This is a genomic window from Lentzea kristufekii (assembly GCF_033949925.1).
GTDB lineage: Bacteria > Actinomycetota > Actinomycetes > Mycobacteriales > Pseudonocardiaceae > Lentzea > Lentzea kristufekii.
Genome location: NZ_JAXAVV010000005.1, coordinates 291,117 through 313,265, shown reverse-complemented (window position 1 = coordinate 313,265; position 22,149 = coordinate 291,117). Strand labels below are relative to the sequence as shown.

Here is a 22,149-nt window from a genome sequence, read left to right as displayed (position 1 = left end):
AGTGGATCTCCCGTCAACTTTCGCGGTACGCTCGTGGTGGGGGATCTACCGCGGTGACGTCACATGAGTTAGGGGCATTGTGGCGCGCGTGCTTGTAGTGGACGACCAGCCGTTGTTCAGGGCCGGCCTGGTCGCGTTGCTGAACGCTGCACCTGATCTGACCGTCGTCGGCGAGGCCGGGGACGGCGTGACCGCGTCCGCGCTGGCCGAGTCGTCGAGACCGGACGTGATCCTGCTCGACATCCGCCTGCCGGGGCTGGCCGCGCTCAAAAGCGTCACGGCGTCCGCGCGGGTGCTGGTGCTGACCACCTTCGACCTGGACGAGTACGTCCACGAGGCGTTGCGGCTGGGCGCGGCCGGGTTCGTGCTGAAGGAGTCCGAACCCGCTCGCCTGATCGCCGCCATCACCGCCGTCGCCTCGGGCGAGATGCAGTTCAGCCCCACGGTGATGCGCAGGCTCGTGGCGGCGTACCTGAGGGGCGATTCGGCTGTCTCGCCCTGGAGTTCGGTCGGCCTGGACGAGCTGACGGACCGCGAGCGCGAGGTGCTGCGGCTGGTCGGCACCGGGCTGACGAACACGGCGATCGCGACCAGGCTGACGGTCACGGAGGGCACGGTGAAGACACACCTCAACCGCGTGATGACAAAGCTGCGGCTGACCAGCCGGGCTCAGGCCGTGGTGATGGCGTACGAGTCCGGGCTGGTCATACCGCAGGCCGTCGCTAAGACCGCTTGAACAGCTTGTTGCCGAGCCAGACGATCGGGTCGTACTTGCGGTCGGCGACGCGCTCCTTCATCGGGATGAGCGCGTTGTCGGTGATGTGGATGTGCTCGGGGCACACCTCGGTGCAGCACTTGGTGATGTTGCAGAGACCGAGCCCGTGCTCGTCCTGCGCCTGGTCGACGCGGTCCGCGGTGTCGAGCGGGTGCATCTCCAGTTCGGCGACCCGCATGAGGAACCGCGGCCCCGAGAACGCCTCCTTGTTCTCCTCGTGGTCACGCACCACGTGGCAGGTGTTCTGGCACAGGAAGCACTCGATGCACTTGCGGAACTCCTGCGAGCGCTCGACGTCGACCTGCTGCATCCGGTACTCGCCCGGTGCCAGGTCCTTCGGCGGCGCGAACGACGGGACCTCGCGTGCCTTGGTGTAGTTGAAGGACACGTCGGTCACGAGGTCGCGGATGATCGGGAACGTCCGCATCGGCGTGACCGTGATCGTCTCCGACTCCTGGAAGATCGACATCCGGGTCATGCAGAGCAGCCGCGGCCGTCCGTTGATCTCCGCCGAGCACGAGCCGCACTTGCCGGCCTTGCAGTTCCACCGCACCGCGAGGTCCGGGGCCTGTGTGGCCTGCAGCCGGTGGATGATGTCGAGGACGACCTCGCCCTCGTTGACCTCGACGGTGAAGTCCTCCAGCCCGCCGCCGGAGTCGTCACCGCGCCACACCCGGAACTTCCCCTGGTAGCTCATGCCAACTCCTCGGCGGTGAGGTACTTCTCCAGCTCGCTGCGGTCGAACAGGTCCAGCAGGTCGTGCCGGATCGGGATCTGCGCCTTCTCCGTCACCTCGGCCCCGTCACCGTCGGCCTTGCACACCAACAGCTTCCGGCGCCACTCCGCGTCCATCGAGGGATGGTCGTCGCGGGTGTGGCCGCCGCGGGACTCGGTGCGCAGCAACGCCGCCTTCGCCACGCACTCCGACACCAGCAGCATGTTGCGCAGGTCGAGGGCGAGGTGCCAGCCGGGGTTGAACTGCTGGTGGCCCTCGACGGTCAGCGCCTGCGCGCGTTCCTTGAGCTTCTCCAGCCGCTGCAACGCCTCTTCCATCTCACCGGCTTTCCGGATGATGCCGACGAGGTCGTTCATGGACTGCTGCAGCTCCATGTGCAGGGTGTACGGGTTCTCACCGCCCTCCTGCTGAAACGGCCTGAGCGCCGTGGCCCGCGCCTCGGTGACGATGTCCTCCGACACGACAGGGCGTTCGCCCATCGCCCGCACGTACTCAGCGGCACCCGCACCGGCCCTGCGCCCGAAGACGAGCAGGTCCGACAACGAGTTGCCGCCCAGCCGGTTCGAGCCGTGCATGCCGCCGGAGACCTCACCGGCCGCGTAGAGCCCTGGTACCGAGGAGGATCCGGTGTCGGGGTCCACCTCGACGCCGCCCATCACGTAGTGACAGGTCGGGCCGACCTCCATCGGCTGCGCGGTGATGTCCACATCGGCCAGTTCCTTGAACTGGTGGTGCATGGACGGCAGCCGGCGGCGGATCTCCTCGGCGGGCAGGCGTGTCGACACGTCGAGGAAGACGCCACCGTGCGGTGATCCGCGCCCGGCCTTGACCTCGGAGTTGATCGCGCGGGCGACCTCGTCACGCGGCAGCAGTTCCGGTGGGCGCCGGTTGCCGGCCTGGTCGGTGTACCAGCGGTCGGCCTCTTCCTCGTTGTCGGCGTACTTGTCCTTGAACACCTCGGGGATGTAGTCGAACATGAACCGCTTGCCGTCGGAGTTCCTCAGCACGCCACCGTCACCGCGGACGGACTCGGTGACGAGGATGCCCTTGACGGACGGCGGCCAGACCATCCCGGTGGGGTGGAACTGGATGAACTCCATGTTGATCAGCGAGGCACCGGCGCGCATCGCGAGCGCGTGGCCGTCGCCGGTGTACTCCCAGGAGTTCGAGGTGACCTTGAACGACTTGCCGATGCCGCCGGTCGCGAGGATCACCGCGGGTGCCTCGAACAGCACGAACCGGCCGGACTCACGCCAGTAGCCGAACGCGCCGGCGATCTTGTCGCCGTCCTTGACGAGCTCGGTGACGGTGAACTCCTGGAACACCCGCAGGCGAGCGTCGTAGTCGCCGAACTCCTTGAAGTCGTCCTGCTGCAAGGACACGATCTTCTGCTGCAGCGTGCGGATCAGTTCGAGGCCGGTGCGGTCGCCGACGTGCGCGAGCCGCGGGTACTCGTGGCCACCGAAGTTGCGCTGCGAGATCCGGCCGTCCTTGGTGCGGTCGAACAGCGCGCCGTAGGTCTCCAGTTCCCAGACCCGTTGCGGCGCCTCCTGTGCGTGCAGCTCGGCCATGCGCCAGTTGTTGAGGAACTTGCCTCCGCGCATGGTGTCGCGGAAGTGGACCTGCCAGTTGTCGCTCTCGTTCGCGTTGCCCATGGCGGCGGCGATACCGCCCTCGGCCATGACGGTGTGGGCCTTGCCGAACAACGACTTGCAGAGGACGGCGGTGCGCAGGCCGTGCTCACGGGCCTCGATCGCGGCCCGCAGACCGGCACCACCCGCGCCGATGACGAGAACGTCGAACGAATGCCTTTCCAGCTCGGGCAAAACCACTCCTTAGTTGATGAAGCGGAGGTCGGAGATCGTTCCCGAGGCGACCAGCGCGACGTACAGGTCCGTGAGGCAGACGAAGATCAGCGAGGCCCACGCGAGTTGCATGTGCCGGTTGTTCAGCTTGGAGATCTGCGTCCACGCCCAGTACCGGACCGGGTGTTTGGAGAAGTGCTTGAGCCGCCCGCCCGCGATGTGCCGGCACGAGTGGCACGACAGCGTGTACGCGGCGAGCAGGCCGACGTTGACCAGCAGGATGATGTTGCCCAGGCCGACGCCGGTGCCGAACGCGAGGACCGCGTCGTAGATGTTGATCAGCAGCAGGAGTGAGGCCGCGTAGAAGAAGTAGCGGTGCAGGTTCTGGGCGATCAGCGGGAACCTGGTCTCACCGGTGTACTTGCTGTGCGGCTCGGCCACCGCGCACGCGGGCGGCGACGCCCAGGCCGCGCGGTAGTAGGCCTTGCGGTAGTAGTAGCAGGTGATCCGGAAGCCCAGCAGGAACGGGATGATCAGCAGCGGCGGGGTCAGGAAGCCCGGCAGCGCCGGGAACCACTGACCGAAGTGCGAGGCCGCCGGGATGCACTCCTCCGTGAGGCACGGCGAGTACATCGGTGTGAGGTAGTGGTACTGGTCGACCCAGTAGTAGTCCCCCTGGAACGTGCGGAACGCCGCGTAGATCGAGATGAGCAGCAGGCCGACGAATGTCGTCAGCGGCGGCAACCACCATCGGTCCGTGCGCAGAGTCCTGGCGGCGATCTCTGCCCTCGCCATTGCTCACCTTTCTGGGGGTCCACGTCGTTGTGGAGGAAACGCGTAACGGCCCCCGCGGTCTGCGAGGGCCGTAAGTAGGGGCTGGGTCAGGTCCGGTTCCGGTACCCACCGAGTCCTTCGTCGTCCGCGTCCTTCCAGAGCGACTCGTCGTAAGGCGTGTCTGGCACGACCACGACCTCGCGTTCCACTTGAGGCGCTTCGCGCTGCCTCGGGGTGCTCAGGTCGACGAGTTCGGTGGCGTCGATGTCCATGCGTTCCACGTCGTTGGCCAGGCGTTGCACGGCTGCCACATCGCCGTACCTGGTGCGCAGGTTGCTGACGGCATGCCGCATCTGGCCGATGACCCGGCGCAGCTCGACGATCTCCGTGGAGTTCATGGGACACCTCCGTTCCAAGGTCGTGCCCCGCACTCTGCCCAATCTCAAGCCATGTGACAAGCACCACACGCCAAGATTCAAAACTGGTCGCCTCCCATCTACTGAATCGTTTTTGTGTCCGCGACCAGCCATGACTTACTGTGTGTGGCGTCACGCCCGTCTGTGGGACGCCACCGTTGTCGTCTCGTAAGGGCCCCACCACGGCCCGTGATGACCCGGAGACCCCCATGACCGAACTGCATCCTGTTCTGACAGAGGTGACACGCCGGATCGCCGCCCGAAGCGCCGATTCACGCCGTGCCTACCTCGAGCGCGTGGCCGCCGCCGCGCAGGACGGAACGTCCCGGTCCGGCTTCGCCTGCAGCAACCTCGCGCACGGCTTCGCCGGAATCACCGGCGGCGACAAGGCCGCGCTGCGCGCGCTGCGCAAGTCCAACGTCGCGATCGTGTCGTCCTACAACGACATGCTGTCGGCCCACCAGCCGTTCCAGGAGTACCCGGCCTGGATCAAGGACTCGGTCCGCACGGCGGGCGGTGTGTCCCAGTTCGCGGGCGGCGTGCCCGCGATGTGCGACGGCATCACGCAGGGCCGCGAGGGCATGGAGCTGTCGCTGTTCAGCCGCGACGTCATCGCGATGTCGACCGGTGTGGCCCTGTCGCACGAGATGTTCGACGCCGCGGTGCTGCTCGGCGTGTGCGACAAGATTGTGCCGGGCCTGCTGATCGGCGCGCTGTCGTTCGGGCACCTGCCGTCGATCCTGGTGCCCGCGGGCCCGATGTCGTCCGGCCTGTCGAACAAGGAGAAGGCCCGCGTCCGGCAGCTGTACGCGGAGGGCAAAGCGTCCCGCGAGGACCTGCTGGAGGCCGAGGCCGCCTCGTACCACTCGCCCGGCACCTGCACGTTCTACGGCACCGCGAACTCGAACCAGATGGTCGTCGAGGTCATGGGCCTGCACCTGCCGGGCGCCTCGTTCGTCCCGCCCGGCACAACGCTCCGCCGCGCCCTGACCGAGCACGCGGGCCGCCGCGCCGTCGAGATGGCCAAGGGCGAGGGCTACACCCCGATCGCGCACGTCGTCGACGAGAAGGCCGTGGTCAACGGCGTCGTCGCGCTGCTCGCGACCGGCGGTTCGACGAACCACACGATGCACCTGGTCGCCATCGCCGCCGCCGCGGGCATCGAACTGAGCTGGGACGACTTCTCCGACCTGTCCTCGGTCGTGCCGCTGATCGCGCGGGTCTACCCGAACGGCGGCGCCGACATCAACCACTTCCAGGCGGCGGGCGGCGTCCAGTTCGTCGTCGGCACCCTCCTGGACTCCGGCCTGCTGCACGCCGACGTCAACACCGTCGCCGGCCACGGCCTCGACCGCTACCGCCAGGAACCGATGCTGGCCGACGGCGAACTGATCTGGGTCGACGGCCCCGGCCACTCCCTGGACCTCGAAGTCCTGCGCCCGGCCTCCGACCCGTTCGCCGCGGACGGCGGCCTGCGCATGCTCGCCGGCAACCTGGGCCGCGCCGTCATCAAGGTCTCGGCCGTGGCAACGGAGAACCACGTCGTCGAGGCCCCGGCCCGCGTGTTCACCACGCAGGAGGCGTTCCAGGAGGCCTTCAAGGCGGGCGAGCTGGACCGCGACGTCGTCGTGGTGGTCCGCCAGCAGGGCCCCCAGGCCAACGGCATGCCCGAACTCCACAAGCTCACCCCGCCGCTCGGCGTCCTGATGGACCGCGGCTACAAGGTCGCCCTCGTGACCGACGGCCGCATGTCCGGCGCCTCGGGCAAGATCCCGGCCGCCATCCAGCTGACCCCGGAGGCCGCGGTCGGCGGCCCGCTCGGCCGCGTCCGCGACGGCGACGTCGTGCGGCTGGACGCCACCGCCGGAACCCTGGGGGTCCAGGTGCCCGCGGAGGAGCTGGCGACACGCCCGCTGGTGGACTTCCCGCCGACCAGCCGCGAGTGGATGGGCACGGGCCGCGAGCTCTTCGCCGCCCTGCGCCGTAGCGTCGGACCGGCCGACCGCGGCGCGACGGTGTTCGGCCCGATCACCGCCGACCACTTCGCACCGGTCACCCACCACTAGCCGTCCCGTCCCGCCCCACCAATATATTGGTCCTAACACCACAGCTGACCTGCACCTTAGCAATGGTTCTTTGGACTTCGTCGTCAAAAGACCCATTGCAAAGGCGCGGTGAAGCCCGACCAGTCCAGCCCGCGAACCCACCCGCAGACCGCGCCGACCTCACCTCCAAGCCGCCTCGCGACGACCTGTGCCGCCAGCCCGGATGCCATTGCAATGAGTCTTTTGACTTCGTCCGCAAACGTTTTTTGCATCCCGGCGAGGACGGCAGGCGCGAGATCGGCAGGGCCGAGGCGGCCGGCACGCGGCGACAGGCAGGCTGATATGCGATATATCGGTTTCAGTTCAGATCCGACCTCAGCGTCGGCCCAGTTCGGCAAGGAGAGCAGCAGTGACCAACGGTGACAATCTTCGGGTGACCACCGGCGCGGACCTCCTCGGCCTGTCGCCCGTCATCCCCGTCGTCGTGGTCGACGACGCCGACCACGCGGTGCCGCTCGCCCAGGCACTGCTGCGCGGTGGCGTGCGCGTCATCGAGCTCACGCTGCGCACCCCTGCCGCACTGGCCGCGATCGAGAACGTCGCGCGCGAGGTCCCGGAGATCGTGATCGGCGCGGGCACCGTCACGGCACCCGAGCACGCGGAGCAGGCGGCGAAGGCCGGGGCGGCGTTCCTCGTCACTCCCGGCACGACCGACCGGGTGCTCGACGCCGCCGACGCGACCGGGCTGCCGTACCTGCCGGGCGCGGCGACGGTGTCCGAGGTGCTGCGGCTGGCCGAGCGCGGGCTGACCGCGCTGAAGTTCTTCCCCGCCGAGGCCGCGGGCGGGGTCGACTACCTGAAGTCGATCGGCGGTCCGGTCCCGCACGTGCGGTTCTGCCCGACCGGCGGCATCACCCCGCAGACCGCGCCGAACTACCTCGCTCTGCCGAACGTCGGCTGCGTCGGCGGCTCGTGGCTGGCCCCCAAGGACGCCCTCGCGCAGGGCGACTGGGACCGCGTCGAGACCCTTGCCCGCGAGGCCTCGCAGCTCGGGTAACCCAGCTCACGAACCGGAAGTTCGGCTCACATCACGAGACCGGCGTCCCACCACGTTGGAAGCTTCACCCAACAGGAGGTGACGCCGGTCTCCAATTGACAGGGTTTTGAGAAAAGGCGCGCAGAACTGCCGCCAATTGAGATTCCGACCGGAACAACCCCAACCTCCTAGGTGTCACACTGCTCGTTGCAATGGCGCACGAGAGGAGCAGATGTGGCTGTCCAGGAAGCCGATGTGGCGGGGTTGGTCGGGGAACAGCTGACCATGTCAGCATTCAACCAGCTGTCCGGCAGTCTGGGTGGTTATTCATTCGTCAAGGTGGTGGTCGACCGGCACGAAGAGACCATTCACTTCCTCAACAACGCACGGCACGAGTTCCACGCGCTCTACATCGGCACTGAGATCCTGGGCATCGCCGAAAGCGAGATGCGAGCGCGGATCGACGAGTTCAACCAGAGCTTCTACCACGCCTCTGACCGGCGGTTCTTCCTCGGCATCCTGTCGCTGCACAAGCGCGAGGACAGGCGGATGTTCTCGCTGGAGACGGTCGAGGTCGACACCATGTCGGCGGACATGATCGAGTTGTTCTACGCCGAGGTGCGCAAGAACATCGATGCCGCGACACCGTTGTTCTTCAAGCCCGCGAACCACCTCCAGGAACAGGCAGTGGCGGAGCTTCCCGCGGAAAGGCTGCCGCGGATTCTGGCGCACGAACTGTTCTCCACCGCCGAGTTCGTGGCGTTGAACCCCGGCGTCACGAAAGGCCGGTTGCGCGCATTCCGCAGCGAGCAGGAATACCGGGAGAACACGCTCGAGTGGTTCGACATCGTGGTGATGCACCGCGTTCCGGACGACATTCCGCGGCTCGCCGGCATCATCAACGCCGATCACACCACTCCGCTGTCGCACACGAACGTCCTCGCGACCGGCTGGTCCATCCCGAACGCCATCCAGATCGGCGCGTTCGACCTGATCGACCGGGAGGACCTCGACGGTCAGTGGGTCGAGTACGAGGTGTCGCCGAAGCGGGCCGAGGTCGGGCTGCGGCTGATCGACGAACCGCAGGACGCCGGCCAGCGGCCCGCCTGGTACGCGCAGCGCGTCACGCTGGACGAGCCCGAGCACACCTACAACCCGATCCTGCCCCTGGGCCGGATCCGCTACAACGACAGCCATCGCTACGGCACGAAGGCCGCGAACCTCGGCGAGCTGCACCACGTGCTCGCCACCGAGTCGCCGCGCCGCCTTCTCGGGTTCTTCTCGGTACCGCGTCCGCCGCGCGACAACCTCATGCCCTACCTGGCGAAACTACTCGGCAGCGACACCGACGACCTGCTCGGTGCCGCCCAGCAACTGCTCGCAGAACGGGTGCGGGTGCCGCGCGGGGTCGCCCTGCCGTTCTCGATGCACCAGGGCTTCCTGGAGTCGTCGCCGAAGATCCAGCAGGCCATCGGCAAGCTGAAGATGGCGCTGGAGCTCAACGCCCGCGAGATCGAGCCGTTGTGCATCGAGCTGCAGCAGCTGATCCGCAAGACGCGCGTGCCGGACTACCTGCTGTCCGAACTGGACACCGCGCTGGTCGAGAACCTCGCGGGTGTGCGGACCTTCGTGGTGCGCAGCTCGTCGAACGCCGAAGATCTCGCCGGGTTCTCCGCCGCGGGCATCTACGAGTCGTACAACCACGTCACTAGCGCCGAGAAGATCGTGGAGTCGGTCAAGAAGGTGTGGGCGTCCCTCGTGTCCGCCCGCAGCGTGCGGCTCCGGCAGCAGGCCGGTATCTCGCTGGACGACTGCTTCATGGGCGTCGTGGTCCAGGAACAGGTCAGGGCCGACTTCGGCGGGGTCATGGTCACCACGAACCCGATGAACCGCAACGACTTCCGCAACGTCTACGTCAACGTCTCGCCGAACGTCACCGACGTCGTCGAGGGCTCGAAGCAGCCGATGCAGTACCTCTACTCCACTGTGGAGGGTGGCGGCCGCACGGTCTCCCTCGGTGACGCGAAGGAAGACCTGGGCGTCAAGGCCCACGCGCAGCTGCAACGGCTCGCGATCGTCGGCAGGTTGCTGCAGTCGCACTTCTCGCCGGACTACACGTTCGACTCGCCTGTCGACATCGAGTGGCTCGCCACCGACGACCTGCTGTACGTCCTGCAGCTGCGGCCGTACTCGATCTGATGCCGGGTCTTCGCGTACCGGCGACTCCGGAAGTGGCGCGTGCCGTCCGCCTGACGTACGGCTTCCAGTTCTTCTTCGGGCTGCTGCTGTGGATCCCGGTCTTCTACGAGTACCAGAAGCAGCTCGGGCTGAGCGACACCGAGATCTTCGGCATCCAGTCGATCTACTACATCGCGTTCTGCCTGTTGGAGATCCCGACCGGCATGGTCGCGGACCGCTTCGACTACCGCACGTCGCTGTGGCTCGGCGCGAGCGTGCTGGTCGTGGCGAACCTGGTGCCGGTACTCGCCGGCAACTACACCGGGTTCCTCGTGCACTTCCTGCTGATCGCACTGGCCAGGTCGTTGATCTCCGGCGCGCAAAGCGCGTACCTGTACGAGTACCTCCACGCGCACGACGCCGGGCACCTCTACCTCAAGGTCGAGGGCGTCGGACGGTCGTACAGCCTGGTCGGCAAGATCGTGTACTGGCCGGTGATCGGTCTGCTGATGCAGTGGAACATGCCGTCGCCGTACTGGCTCACCGCGATCAACGCGGCGATCGCCGTCGGCCTGGCACTCAGGCTCCCGCCGATCCCGGGCTGGAAACGGCCGGAGGGCAGGACGTCGAAGCTGCTCGCGGGTGTCGGTGGCGCGTTCCAGGCCCTCGGCAGGTCCCGCTGGCTGCTGCTGTTGATGATCCAGGGCATCGCGATGTTCACGCTGGTGCGGATCCTGCAGGTGAACCTGTTCCAGCCGGTGCTGGAGTCGAAGGACGTACCGGTCAGCTGGTACGGCTCGGTGCTCGCCGCGATGACGATCTTCGAGGCGATCGCGGCAGCACGTCCGCACTGGCTCTCGCGCAGGATCGGACCGGCGAAGTCGGTGTTCCTGCTGACGGTCGTGATGGCGTTGGCGATCGGGTTCGTCGTGCCGTCCGGCGGTGTGATGACGATCGTGTTGCTGTGCCTGTTCTCCGTGACAGCCGGCATGAGCTTCCCCATCCAGAAGAAGCTGCTCAACGACGCCATCCCGGACTCGCGTTACCGCGCAACGCTCCTGTCGATGGAGTCCATCATGGACCGTGCCGTGTGCGCGGTCGTGGCGATCGCGCTCGGCGCCTACCTCACCGGTGGACGGCTCGACGAGTTCCTGGTGCTGTCGTCGGTCGTCACGGTGATCGTGATGGCGTTGCTGGCGGGCCTGCTGGTCGCCGTCAGGACCACAAGGCGGCGACGAGCTCAGCTCGTCCCGTGATGCCGAGCTTGCGGTAGGCGCTCGACAGGTGCAGTTCCACCGTGCGCCGGGTGAGGTGCAGGGCTTCGGCGATCTGCCGGTTCGTGAGGCCCTGCGCCGCCATCCGCGCGACCCGGTTCTCCTGCTTGGTCAGGCCCTGCACCTGGTCGTCCTCGTCGCGGACCTCGTTGCCCGCGAGTTTGGCCAGCGGGTGCGCGCTCAGACGGCGGGCCAGTTCGAACGACCGCCGCAGGTGTGCCGCGGCCTCCTCGGCCCGGCCCTTGCGGCGCAGGTGGTGGCCGAGCCAGTACAACGACTGGGCGTGCAGCAGGCGGTGCGGTGACGAGGCGAGAAGTTGTTCGGCCTCGGTGAGGACGTCGATGTCGTCGGTGCTCATGCCGACGCTCATCAACGCCGTGCCGATCACCCTCGTCGACCCCCACCGCTTGGCCAGGTCGAGTTCCTCGTGCGCGAGCCGGGCGGCGTCGTCCCGGTTGCCCAACGCCAGGTACGCGCGGACGGCGTGGTGCCGCCACGCGATGAGCGCGGGGTTGGGCATCTCGCGTTCGGCGAGCCGACGGCCCGCTTCCAGCAGGTCCTCCAGCGCACCCTCCGCGTGGCACGACGCGAGCTTGAGCCGGCCACGGGCGTAGACGATGTTGATGTGCTGCAACAGGGTGCCGTCCTCGACGACGAGCGGGGCGGCCTCGTCGAACTGGCCCATCTCGATGCAGACCTCGGCGAGCTTCGCGGTCGCGAGCACGACGGCCGGGCACTCCCTGTTGCCCGTCGAGACCGGTGGTGTCAGGAACGTGTACGCGCGCGCCAGGTCGCCGCTGTTGTGGAAGGCTGCGGCGCGGGCGATCATGCTGAGCATCCCGCGGCGCAGATGCGGGTCGTACGAGACCGGCGCGGTGCTGTGCGAGAGCCACAACTTGTTGATGTGCTCGGGATTGTCGCCGAGCACCGGCACCAGGAACGTGAAGACGTAGGACGCGCCGAAGACGTCGACCCACTCGCCGTCGAGTGCCTCCAGCGCGTACTCGACGGCTTCGGGGTACGAGTCGCCGCTGCGGGCGTTGCCGACCGCGAGCAACGCCGACCGGGCACGCTTGAGGTTCGGGTCCTGCGGGATGTCGCCGACGAGGTCCTCGAAGTACTTGCCCGCGCAGTTGGCCATGTGGGTGTCGCGGTTGGCCGCCAGCAGATACGTGGTGCAGACGAGGTTCCAGACCAGGTCGCGGTCTTCCGGCAGCAGGCGGGCGATGACCATGATCGCGAGCGAGACGGCGAAGTGCGCGTCCGAGCCCGTGCACATGCGCTTGATCAACGCCAGCGCGACGGTCGCGGCGAGGTGCGGGTCCTCGCACCGCATCAGCGCGTCGCGGACCCGGTCGCGGCCTAGTGCGTTGTCCTGCAGGTGTTCCGTGTGTCCGAGCTCGACCTCGACCGCGAGCCGGTCCTCGTCGGACAGGTGCTCGTCGAGCGCCCGTTCGAGGTGCTCGATGCCTCCGACCTCACGCAGCAGGTCGACGGACCACGGCAAGCGCACGGACCTGGCTTTGAGCACATGTTCGGCGACTCGCTCGTCCGGGGCGTCCGACTCGAACAGCAGCCAGGCCGCGCGGGCGTGCGCGGCGGAACGGACCGCGACCGGCATGTCGGCGAGGATGCTGTTGCGCACGAAGGGATGCCGGAACGTCAGCGGGTCGGTGTCGGCGAGCACACCGAGGCGGACGAGCATGTCGACGGCGGGCAGCGCGTCGAAGCCGGTGAGCGCGGAGAGCAGTTCGAGGCCGGCGTCGCCGTCCAGGACGGCCGCCGACCGGGCGACCTCGGCGGCGCCGGTGTACTCGCGCAGCCGCATGCCGATCATCTCGCCGACCGCGGCCGAACCCTCGCCTTCCTCGCGCAGCAAGGCTTGCAGCAGGTAGGGGTTGCCGCCGGTGAGTTCGTGGCAGCGTTTCGCGTCTCGGTCCGGGAAGTTCTCGGTGAGGCTTTCGACGGCGGTGACGTCGAGACCGTCGAGGTCGAGGCGGTTCGGGTGGGCGCCGGCGATCTCGGGCAGCGTGACCTCGTCCGTGGAGAGGTAGCCCTGGGACGCGCCGAGCGCGATGACGACCGGCATCTCCTGCAGCCGTGGGCGCAGGTACGCGAGCGCACGCTTGGAGAAGGTGTCGGCGACGTGGACGTCGTCGATGACCATCAGGATCGGCCCCTTGCGCGCGGAGTTCGCAGCGCGCGCGTACAGCTCTTCCAGGTCGTGCTCGTTCGCGAGGCATGGCGCGAGCTGCCGCACCACCGCGCCGGGGAGGTGGCTCTCCAGGCGGGCGCTCTTGGCCAGGCGAACGGTGAACCCGCGTTCGCGGGCGTCGGCGGCGAGCGCGTCGAGCACCGCCGTCTTGCCGATGCCGAACTCACCGGTGACGACGACGCACGAGCCGCTTCCCCGAACCGCGTCGTCCAGCAGACGTCCGAGAGTCGCGAGTTCGCAGTCCCGGCCGAGTAGTGGAGATGTCACCTCTGTCTGCCCCTGCCTTCGGTACCGAGAGGACCGCAGGTCGAAGGTTTCGGTGTTCCTTCGGTGCCGACCGTAGAGACCTGCGCTTCGTCGTCGGGCAAACTTACCCACAGGTAACGGCTAACGGAACTGTGAGCTGTTCGCAGTGGTGAGCGGGTGTAACGCGATGATCTTCGCCGGGCTCGTGCGCGGGTGGCTGCGCCTCGCCTGCCTGCTCATCGGCCCCCGCCGGGGTTCACATCTGCCACACCAGCGGAAACCTCTCGACGTGGACAGTTTCCGCACGTGTGAGAGTGCCGACGTCGACGGGGTTGTCGGCGTGGGAGGCCAGCGAGTCCACGACCGACAGCACCGCGGCGATGGCGACGACGACGCCCGCCGCCACCAGCAGGATGCTGCGGGCGACAGAGCACGGCTCACGCTTGCCGGGTGGGCTCTCGGTCAGCGCCGGCCGCAACACCGGCGCGAACATGCCGAAGTCGGCCGCGTCACTCCGGCAGTCCTCGCACCCGGCTAGGTGCCGGGAGAAGCTGACGTGCTCTGCCGGGTCGAGCACGCCCAGCACATACGCCGCCACATCACCGCACGGCCCTTCCGGGCTCGTGCGGTTTTCGTCGTCCTGATCTTGGTCCGGTCCTGCTTCCGCGTGCTCGTGATGTGGTTGACGGGTCACCATCACTAGCTCCTGTCCTGCAGCGCCCGGCGGATCGTGTGCATGGCCTTGTACAACCGGGACTTGACGGTTCCTTCCGGGACTCCGAGAACGATCGCGGCCTCCTTCACCGTTCGACCCATGACATACGTTTCGTAGATCGCTGAACGGTGTTCATCACTCAATTGGCGTACTACATCGGTGATGACCATTACCGAAAGTGTCTGTTCTGTGTCGTCCGGAGATTCGGCGATGTCCGGACGCAACAATTCAACTTCCTGCGGGCGCGCCTGCCGGCTCCGCCATCCGTCGATCACAATGCGACGAGCCACAGTACAAAGCCAGCCGCGCAACATACCCGGCTCACGAACGAGATGCGCGGAGTTCTGCCAAGCCCTGATCAACGTCTCCTGGACGACGTCTTCCGTCCACTGGCGGTCGTAGTTGGTCAGGCACAGGACCTGCGAGAACAACATCCGCTGGAACTGCCCGTAGAGCAACGTGAGCAATTCTTCATCCTGATGGGCTTGTGCGACCTTGCCCTGATCAACCATGAAGCTGACGACCTCCCCAGATATCGGCGACAGGTTCGCTTCGGGCGGCAGTCCTAGCGACTCGGTGGCCGAGCACGGAATCGCCCAGATACTACATCGCGAACGCGAAAAGCTCTCGGGTACGTAAATCAGGACCTAATGGTTCGCCAATTTCTCTGTGATGCACGTCACATGCATCCTTGCCTATGCCCCGTGAACCCTGACCCTACCAGCGCGTATCACCTTTGAAGGCAGCTCGATCGCGGGAGGGAACGGGCACTATGCGTCACCGTTTGGACACGCTGGGACAGCATGCAGCGCTGTTCACCATCCTGTCCGTCGTATTTCTGGGGGCTTTCATCGGAGCCGTCCCGGCCAATGCGCAATCGACAGAAGTACAACCATCAGACCGCTCATTCATGGTTTCCCTGAGGCAGGCGAATTCTTGGCTGGTGCCGGTGAGCAAAGATGCGCCAGCGCGTTCCACGAACGCCGGTATAAGCAACGCCGGACGGGACGTCTTCGAAGGGCATTCACGGCTCGACATCGATCTCCTGAAATCCGCCGAAGGATTGGGAGTGGTCCTGCCGAACGACATCAGCAGTGAACACCAGTCACTCGTCGATGAGATGGCAGGACGCACCGGGGACAACCACGACCGCGCCTACGCGACGATCGTCCGGCAGGCGCAGGGCGGACTTCTCGTAATGGCCGCGCAAACGCGAGCGACAACTCAGAACACCACAATTCGAACGCTCGCTCACCAGGCCGCGCAAATGCTGATTCGCACAATGACGGTTCTGGAGAACACCGGCAAGGCCGACCCGTCCGCGTTCGATCTGGTGACCGCCAAGGCACAGGTGAACGCGGTCCGCGTAATCGGCCAGAACATCGAACCGTCGGACCGGGAATTGCTCGTACTGCTCACCCAGCATTCGTTGTGGCAGAAACCGGCCAGCCGCGAAAGCTCCAACCGGGCCCGCGACGCGAAGGTCCGCAAGGTCGCGGGCCAGCTCGCCGCCGAGCACGCCCAGCTGGCCCAGGCGGTCACGGAGGCCGCCCGCCAGATCGGCGTGGACCTCCCCACCGAGCCGACGACGGAACAGAAGTCGTGGGCGAACGCCATCTCGTCCAGCTCGGGTGAGGACCTCGACAGCATGTACGCGAACCTGTCACGCGCCGCCGACGGCTCGCTCATCAGCCAGGTGGCCCACGCGCGCGCGACGACCAAGAACGTCCCCGCGCGCATCGCCGCCCAGACGGCCCTGACCATCCTGCTCAAGCACATGCTCCTGCTGGAGGGCACCGGCCTGGTGAAGGCGAACTCGCTGCAGATGGCCGACATCCCGGCTCTCACCCAGCCGAAGCCCAACAGCAGCCCGCCACCACAACCCGACGACTCGTCCACGAGCGTCGGCTTCCTGACCGGCATCGCCGTCCTGGTGGTCGCCGGCGCGGGCACCCTCTGGCTGGTCCGCGCGGTCGGCCACCGCGGAGGACACCGCCGCTGACGCGTGCCCACTGATATATCGGCTGCCGCCCTCGCCAACCGATGCAGCAGCGCCGGACGGGCCCTCCGCCAGCCCGCCCCCACTGCCCTAGCAATGACTCTTTTGACGACGTCGTCAAAAGAGTCATTGCTAAGTAGCAGGTCAGCACGATGTTGGGTTGACATAACGAAGGTGAACGCGCGAACGCGCCGAGAACCTAGCTGTTGGCTGCTCCACCGGACCGGCTGCCCGATCCCTGCCAGAAGAGAGGGATCGGCGGGCTCAAGACCGGGACCAGGGCAGCGCCGTGTCCACACGTTCGACGACATGCGCCTCGGTCAGGTCGACCGCCTCCCACTTGCCGACGAGCCGGTCGATGACGACGGCCGGCACCGGCTCCGGACGGGCGCGGTTGCGAGCGTGGATCACGTTCTTCGGCGCTTCGAGTCCGATCAGGGTGATGCGGGCGCGGTAGTCGGCGGCGAGTCCGATGCAGCGCTCGCGCAGTTGCTGGGAGATGTTGGTCGCGTTCCAGACGAACCGCTCCCCCGCCCGCAACAGCGCTCGGGCTTCCTCGAACGCGGCGGCGGCGACCGCGCGCTGGTCGCCGTCGGGCGCGATGCCGAGTCGCGAGCGCACCGCGTCGAGGCTCACCACCGGCCAGCCCGGCCGGTGAGCGGTGATCCAGTGGTCCTTGCCGACGCCCGGCAGGCCGGACAGCACCGTCACCTCGACGCGCGTGTCGTCGTAGGCGGCGTAACCGGGGTCCCGGCCGGGTGTGCGGAAGTACTGGAACCGGGCGTGGTCGGACGGGAAGGCACGCGGCCGGTCCAGGCAGTCGCGCTCGCGGCAGTACTCCTCGAACAGCGCGATGTTCTCCAGCACCGAGTCCGCGTCGGCGCAGATCCGGCCGAGGATGTCGGCGCGGGCGAGCGTCGCCAGGTCGTCGTTGCGCGCGAGCAGGCTCACCCGGAACGCGATGCGGTCGAGGTCCGGTCGTTCCAGCGCCCAGAACGGCACCTGGTGGTGCCGCACCAGCGCGGCGACGTGCTCGCGCCAGGCGATGGGGCGTCCCATCTCCCACAACAGCTTGCGCGCCAGCAGGTCGCCGGCGCGGGAGTGGCCGTGCGCGGTGACGCGGCCGTCGGCGATCTGTGTGCGGAACGGCTTCGCGGCGTCGTGCAGCAGCACTGTCGCGAACAGGCGCACTCGATCCGCCTCGGGACGCGACCGCCATTCGGGCAACGACACCAAGGCCTCGCACGCCATCCGGGTGTGCGTGGCGACGTCGCCCTCGGCGTGGTGCACAGGGTCCTGCGGCACGCCTTCGAGTGCGCGCACCCACGGGAACGCCGAGCGCACGGCGTCCCAGTCGAGAGTCCATCGCGGACCGGCCGGGCACAACTGCTCAAACACGGGCCACCACCTGGTTCGGCAGGATCGGGCGGTCCTGCCAGTGGCTGCCCGAGTCCAGCACGGCGGTGAGGAACGTCGGCCGCACCCATTTGTAGCGCTCGACCGTGCGCCCGTCCTCCTCCACCTTGATGTAGAGGCCTTCCATGTCGTCGTCCGAATCCGTTTCCGCGACAACGACTTCCGGGTCCTGCCCCGCCGCCCGCGCCGCGTCGACCAGCGCGTCGCGCCACCGAAGAGTGCGGCAAGTGGACGGGCCCAGCAACGCGGTCAGGTCCTTCAGGCGACGCAACGGTCCCTCGTGCAGCACCGGCACCGACACCACCGGCGTACCCGAGAGCACGTGACGGCGTTCCGGCGTGGACAGGAACTCGCCGGTCGTGCGGTCGAGCACGTCGAACTCGCAGAAGTGGTGCGGCAGCGCGTCGTAGAACACGGTGTGCTTGGCGTACAACCATTCCCCGTAGAGCACGTACCGCGTGCCGAGCCTCTCCCACAGCACGCCCTGGTGCGTCGCGGCCCACGCCTTCAACGGCGCGAACTGCCGTTCCCTCGGCCCGCCCGTCAGGAAATGGCCGCGCGACTGGAGTTTCAGCACTCCGCCGGAGTCGAAGCTGATGCCCGCGTTGGCACCGTCGAGCTTCTCCTCGACGACGAGGTGCCGCCCCGCGATCGCGCGGAACGGCACCTGGTCGAGGTCCTCGTCGCCTGGTTGCAGGCGCGAGCCCTCGAGGTGGGGCGTTCGCGGGTACTTGCGCAACATGCCCCGATTTGTATCCCGTCCGTGCGCCCGCGAGCGAACGGTTTACGCCTGACCGACGAACGCCGCCTTGTCGGAGTTGAAGGTCGGCTCGAACACGAGCTGCATCTCACCGGGCTGCGCGCCGACCGAGTACGCGACGTGGAAGGTGTAGGTCTTGCCCGGCAGGACGGTCGCCGAGTCGAACGTGCTGTCACAGCCGCCGCTGGAGTCGAACACCATCTCGGCCTTCTGGCCGTTGAACTGCGCGTCGGTGCCGACCGACATCAACGCGGTCTCGAACGCGGCGCTCGTCCCGTTGGTGATGGTGATCTCGAACCTCACCGCGCGGGCGATGTTCGACGGCGCCGAGTACTGGCCGGGCGTGCACGCGGTGGGCGCGGCGACGTCGACCGAAAGGCCGTTCGCCCACGTGAACCGCTTGCCCCAGGTGGGGTTCTCGGTCAGCGCGTCCTGCTTCGCGGTCTCGCCGGGAGCCTCGACCTGACCCTGGCTGACGTCTCCGAGGATCTTGTCGAGTTCCTTCACCGCGGCCTGTTGCGCCACCACGGTCAGCACGATCGCGATGACGCAGAGGACGACGCCGATCGCCGCGAGAACCTTGCGAGTGCCGAACAACGCGATGACGCCGAGCACGATGCCGACGAACGCGGCGATAGCCGTGAGGTTGTTGAGGAAGATGACCCACGAGCCGACCACGCCGACGATCCCGAGGATCACCGCGGCCCAGGCGAGCGCACCGAACCGTGTCGGCTTCTGCGGTGCGACCGGAGGCTGGGCGTAGACGGGCGGCGTCGGAAAGGTCATCACGTCTCCTGGCGGTTGCGATGTGTGACCACGACGTCGATCGGTCCGGTTCACCCGTTAGCCCCAACCATCAGCGTCACCCGATCGAGTTATGACCGGCCAGTCAGCCGACTGCCGAAGGTAGCGAACCGACTACGATCCGTACATGGCTCGACGACTCGCCGGAACCCTGCTGGCAGTGATCGCCGCACTCGGCGTGACCACGACACCCGCACATGCCTCCGTCGACTTCACCGGCACGGTGAAACTCGACAACTGCTCCGGCTCGGTCGTCCGCCTTCCCAGTTCAGCGCCGGCGGACAAGGCGCTCGTGCTCACCAACGGGCACTGCGTCGAGCTCATGAAGCCGGGCCAGGTGCTCGTCGGCAAGCCGGTGGACCGCACCTTCACGCTGCTCGGCGGATCCGGCGCGGAGATGGCGAAGCTGCACAGCGCCAAGCTCGTCTACGCGACGATGACCGGCACCGACGCCGCGCTCTACCAGCTCGACAAGACGTACCAGCAGATCCAGCAGCAACACGGCGGCCGCGCGCTGGAACTGTCGGCGTCGCGACCCGTCGCCAAGTCGGAGATCCGGATCGTCTCCGGCTACTGGACGAAGATCTACTCGTGTCAGCTCGACGGTTTCGTCCACGAGGTCAAGGAAGCGAGCTGGACCTGGCGCGACTCGCTGCGCTACACGCCGTCGTGCAACACCATCGGCGGCACGTCGGGCTCGCCGATCATCGACAACGCGAGCGGCAAGGTCGTCGGCGTCAACAACACCGGCAACGAGAGCGGCGGCCGCTGCACGATGAACAACCCGTGCGAGGTCGACGCCGCCGGCAAGATCACCGTCCGCCGGGGCACCAACTACGGCCAGCAGACCTTCGGCTTCGTCTCCTGCTTCGGTCCCCGCACGACGCTGGACCTGACGCTCCCCGGCTGCCAGATCGCGAAGCCCTAGCCGGCCACGAACACGAGAAAGCCGGGACGCCCCTGCCCGCGTCCCGGCTTTCTCGGCCTTTCACTACCGTGCGGCGCGCACGATCAGGTCGGCCACGGTGTCCGGGTGCGACACGGCCACCGAGTGCGAGGCGCCCTTGACCTCGACGACCGCACGGCCGTGAGCGCGCTCGGCCATCCACTTCTGCGCGGCGATCGGGATGTTCTTGTCCTTGCCCGCCACCACGAAGTACGACGGAACGGTGTGCCACGCGGGCTCGCCGGCCTTCTCGGTCAGCGCGGTGTCGTTGATCGGTCGCTGTGTCGCCGCCGCCAGTGTCGCGTCCTTGCGGGACACGTCGGCCGCGAACTGCTGCCAGTACTTGTCCTGCTGGATCGTCAGATCCTTGCTGCCGTCACCGATGTCGATGGTGGACAGCGTGTCTCCGAGGGTGCTGCCGGGGAACTTGTTCGACAGTTCGAGAGCGCTCTCGCCCTTCTCCGGCGCGAACGCCGCGACGTAGACGAGCGCCTTCACGTTCGGGTTGCCGAGCGCCGCGGCCGACTGGACCATGCCGCCGTAGGAGTGTCCGGCGAGGACGATCGGCCCCTCGATCGAGGCCAGCACCTGACGCAGGTAGTTCGCGTCACCGGTGATGGACCTGAGCGGGTTCGCCACCGCCACGACCGGGAACCCCTTGCGCTGCAGGCGTTCCACGACACCGTTCCAGCTGGACGCGTCCGCGAACGCGCCGTGCACCAGCACGATGGTCGGCTTCTTGGCGCCCTGCTTCTCCGCGTCCTCCGCCGCACCGGCACCGGACGGAACAACGGCGGCCAGCGCCAGGAGCGTCCCCAGAACCGCGAACACCTTGCGAACTCGCATTGGTCTCTCACTCTCTCGTCGGCCACCGTGACGGTGGTGCATCGTGCTCGATTAGATCGTGCACGATGTAAGTTACCCGACGAGTTACCTCGTACGCGATGTGTTTCAGCTCACTGGCGCTCCGCGCCGTGCTTCACCCTGTTCAACGCCTTGCGGAGGATGGTGATCTCCTCGAGGGTCATGCCGAGCGCCTTGCCGAGCTGGTTGAACATCTCGGCACCGATCCACCGCAGGTCACGACCCTTGTCCGTGAGCTGGACGAGCACGGAACGCTCGTCGTCGGGGTGCGTGACACGCACCAGCAGACCGCTCTTCTCGAGCCGCTTGATCAACGGCGAGAGCGTGCTGTACTCCAGGTCGAGCTCCTGCACGAGCTCCCGGATCGGCCTCGAGTCCTTCTCCCACAACAGCAGCATCACCAGGAACTGCGGATAGGTGATGCCCGCCTTGTCGAGGATCGGGCGGTAGAAGCCGGTGACCGCTCGCGACGTCGTGTAGAGGTCGAAGCAGAGCAGGTCGGAGACCGTGGGAGTCACGGCGGACGGCGCGTCGGGAGTAGTGCTCACGCTTTTCAGGCTACTCGGAGCCAACCGCTCCAGCGGCGTGATCGGTTACGGCACCTCGAACGAGGACCGGCCCCGGCCTACGACCAGGGCTCGTCCAGTGCCGAGGCCTCGGCCCCCGCGTCGCGCAGCTCGTCGCGCACCACGCGATAGGCGAGGCCTTCCGCATAACCCTTGCGCGCCAACGCACCCACGAGCCGGCGGATCTTCGCCGTCTCGTCCACGCCGGACATGGTGCGCAGGCGTTTGCGGACCAGTTCGCGGGCACGCTCTTCCTCGGCCTCGCTGTCGACCGCGGCGACGGCCTCGGCCACCACCTCGTCCGCCACGCCCTTGCGGCGCAGTTCCATGACCAGGGCGCGGCGGCCCAGGCCGTTGTACGTGTGCCGGGAACGCACCCACATCTCGGCGAACTGCGCGTCGTCGATCAGGCCGGCACGGTCGAACTTGCCGAGGACGACCTCGGCGGCGCCGGCGCTGATCCCCTTGCGCAGCAGGGCGTCGTGCAGCTCCTGCCGGGAGCGGGCCCGAGCGGTGAGCAGCGCGTAGCAGATGTCCCGCGCTTTGCGCTGCTCTTCAGCCTCGTCCAACCCTCACGAC

At 67.5% G+C, this 22,149-nt stretch carries 20 protein-coding genes; 7 read left to right on the top strand and 13 right to left on the bottom strand.

Annotated features, from left to right (window positions below):
* Positions 1-88: 88 nt before the first annotated feature.
* Positions 89-736: a response regulator transcription factor gene (locus tag SK571_RS13100; protein ID WP_319984305.1), complete on the top strand. Its 648-nt coding sequence runs from the start codon at positions 89-91 to the stop codon at positions 734-736.
* Here the strand turns inward: SK571_RS13100 and SK571_RS13095 are convergent.
* The 4 genes from SK571_RS13095 to SK571_RS13080 all read right to left on the bottom strand — a co-directional run bounded on the left by SK571_RS13095 (position 723) and on the right by SK571_RS13080 (position 4,488).
* Positions 723-1,472, bottom strand: coding sequence for a succinate dehydrogenase/fumarate reductase iron-sulfur subunit (locus tag SK571_RS13095; protein ID WP_266042161.1), 750 nt, complete (start codon positions 1,470-1,472; stop codon positions 723-725). The genes SK571_RS13100 and SK571_RS13095 overlap by 14 nt on opposite strands.
* A complete protein-coding gene (locus SK571_RS13090) occupies positions 1,469-3,337 on the bottom strand; it encodes a fumarate reductase/succinate dehydrogenase flavoprotein subunit (protein WP_319984304.1) in 1,869 nt (622 codons plus the stop codon). Before SK571_RS13090 ends, SK571_RS13095 begins: the two co-directional genes overlap by 4 nt.
* Positions 3,338-3,346: 9 nt before the next feature.
* Positions 3,347-4,111 (bottom strand): hypothetical protein, encoded by a 765-nt coding sequence (locus tag SK571_RS13085; protein WP_319984303.1) that lies wholly within the window; start codon positions 4,109-4,111, stop codon positions 3,347-3,349.
* 86 nt (positions 4,112-4,197) lie between these two features.
* Positions 4,198-4,488, bottom strand: coding sequence for a hypothetical protein (locus tag SK571_RS13080; protein WP_030474675.1), 291 nt, complete (start codon positions 4,486-4,488; stop codon positions 4,198-4,200).
* 227 nt (positions 4,489-4,715) lie between these two features.
* On the opposite strand from SK571_RS13080, the gene edd reads away from it, so the two are divergent.
* The 4 genes from edd to SK571_RS13060 all read left to right on the top strand — a co-directional run bounded on the left by edd (position 4,716) and on the right by SK571_RS13060 (position 11,021).
* Complete coding sequence (edd, locus tag SK571_RS13075) at positions 4,716-6,572, top strand: phosphogluconate dehydratase (protein WP_319984302.1); 1,857 nt, start codon at positions 4,716-4,718, stop codon at positions 6,570-6,572.
* Positions 6,573-6,984: 412 nt separating this feature from the next.
* Positions 6,985-7,608 (top strand): bifunctional 4-hydroxy-2-oxoglutarate aldolase/2-dehydro-3-deoxy-phosphogluconate aldolase, encoded by a 624-nt coding sequence (gene eda / locus SK571_RS13070; protein ID WP_319984471.1) that lies wholly within the window; start codon positions 6,985-6,987, stop codon positions 7,606-7,608.
* 213 nt (positions 7,609-7,821) lie between these two features.
* Entirely contained in the window at positions 7,822-9,786 is a 1,965-nt protein-coding gene (locus SK571_RS13065) for a PEP/pyruvate-binding domain-containing protein (RefSeq protein WP_319984301.1), read from the top strand.
* A complete protein-coding gene (locus tag SK571_RS13060; RefSeq protein WP_319984300.1) occupies positions 9,786-11,021 on the top strand; it encodes an MFS transporter in 1,236 nt (411 codons plus the stop codon). The genes SK571_RS13065 and SK571_RS13060 overlap by 1 nt, the downstream gene beginning before the upstream one ends.
* Here the strand turns inward: SK571_RS13060 and SK571_RS13055 are convergent.
* From SK571_RS13055 to SK571_RS13045, 3 genes are all read right to left on the bottom strand, one after another.
* Positions 10,981-13,521 (bottom strand): helix-turn-helix transcriptional regulator, encoded by a 2,541-nt coding sequence (locus SK571_RS13055; RefSeq protein WP_319984299.1) that lies wholly within the window; start codon positions 13,519-13,521, stop codon positions 10,981-10,983. The genes SK571_RS13060 and SK571_RS13055 overlap by 41 nt on opposite strands.
* A gap of 235 nt (positions 13,522-13,756) precedes the next feature.
* Positions 13,757-14,197 carry a zf-HC2 domain-containing protein gene (locus SK571_RS13050; RefSeq protein ID WP_319984298.1) on the bottom strand — a complete coding sequence of 147 codons (441 nt, stop codon included), beginning with the start codon at positions 14,195-14,197 and terminating at the stop codon, positions 13,757-13,759.
* A 2-nt stretch (positions 14,198-14,199) separates the two neighbouring features.
* Positions 14,200-14,727: a sigma-70 family RNA polymerase sigma factor gene (locus SK571_RS13045; protein ID WP_319984297.1), complete on the bottom strand. Its 528-nt coding sequence runs from the start codon at positions 14,725-14,727 to the stop codon at positions 14,200-14,202.
* 272 nt (positions 14,728-14,999) lie between these two features.
* On the opposite strand from SK571_RS13045, the gene SK571_RS13040 reads away from it, so the two are divergent.
* Entirely contained in the window at positions 15,000-16,217 is a 1,218-nt protein-coding gene (locus SK571_RS13040) for a DUF4142 domain-containing protein (RefSeq protein WP_319984296.1), read from the top strand.
* 261 nt (positions 16,218-16,478) lie between these two features.
* Here SK571_RS13040 and SK571_RS13035 read toward each other — a convergent pair whose 3' ends face one another.
* Genes SK571_RS13035 through SK571_RS13025 form a run of 3 tightly spaced genes read right to left on the bottom strand, consistent with a single transcriptional unit; the run spans position 16,479 to position 19,176 of the window.
* Positions 16,479-17,612 carry an AAA family ATPase gene (locus tag SK571_RS13035; RefSeq protein WP_319984295.1) on the bottom strand — a complete coding sequence of 378 codons (1,134 nt, stop codon included), beginning with the start codon at positions 17,610-17,612 and terminating at the stop codon, positions 16,479-16,481.
* Positions 17,605-18,372, bottom strand: a complete 768-nt coding sequence (locus SK571_RS13030) for an RNA ligase family protein (protein ID WP_319984294.1) — start codon at positions 18,370-18,372, stop codon at positions 17,605-17,607. The genes SK571_RS13035 and SK571_RS13030 overlap by 8 nt, the downstream gene beginning before the upstream one ends.
* 42 nt (positions 18,373-18,414) lie before the next feature.
* On the bottom strand, positions 18,415-19,176 hold the full coding sequence (locus tag SK571_RS13025) for a DUF4190 domain-containing protein (RefSeq protein WP_319984293.1): 762 nt from the start codon (positions 19,174-19,176) through the stop codon (positions 18,415-18,417).
* A 145-nt stretch (positions 19,177-19,321) separates the two neighbouring features.
* Here SK571_RS13025 and SK571_RS13020 point away from each other — a divergent pair, with 145 nt between their 5' ends.
* Positions 19,322-20,122 carry a S1 family peptidase gene (locus SK571_RS13020; protein ID WP_319984292.1) on the top strand — a complete coding sequence of 267 codons (801 nt, stop codon included), beginning with the start codon at positions 19,322-19,324 and terminating at the stop codon, positions 20,120-20,122.
* A 63-nt stretch (positions 20,123-20,185) separates the two neighbouring features.
* Here the strand turns inward: SK571_RS13020 and SK571_RS13015 are convergent, their stop codons facing one another.
* From SK571_RS13015 to SK571_RS13005, 3 genes are all read right to left on the bottom strand, one after another.
* On the bottom strand, positions 20,186-20,986 hold the full coding sequence (locus tag SK571_RS13015) for an alpha/beta fold hydrolase (RefSeq protein WP_319984291.1): 801 nt from the start codon (positions 20,984-20,986) through the stop codon (positions 20,186-20,188).
* A gap of 110 nt (positions 20,987-21,096) precedes the next feature.
* Complete coding sequence (locus SK571_RS13010; protein WP_319984290.1) at positions 21,097-21,552, bottom strand: MarR family winged helix-turn-helix transcriptional regulator; 456 nt, start codon at positions 21,550-21,552, stop codon at positions 21,097-21,099.
* A gap of 77 nt (positions 21,553-21,629) precedes the next feature.
* Positions 21,630-22,139: a regulatory protein RecX gene (locus tag SK571_RS13005; RefSeq protein WP_319984289.1), complete on the bottom strand. Its 510-nt coding sequence runs from the start codon at positions 22,137-22,139 to the stop codon at positions 21,630-21,632.
* Positions 22,140-22,149 lie beyond the last annotated feature (10 nt).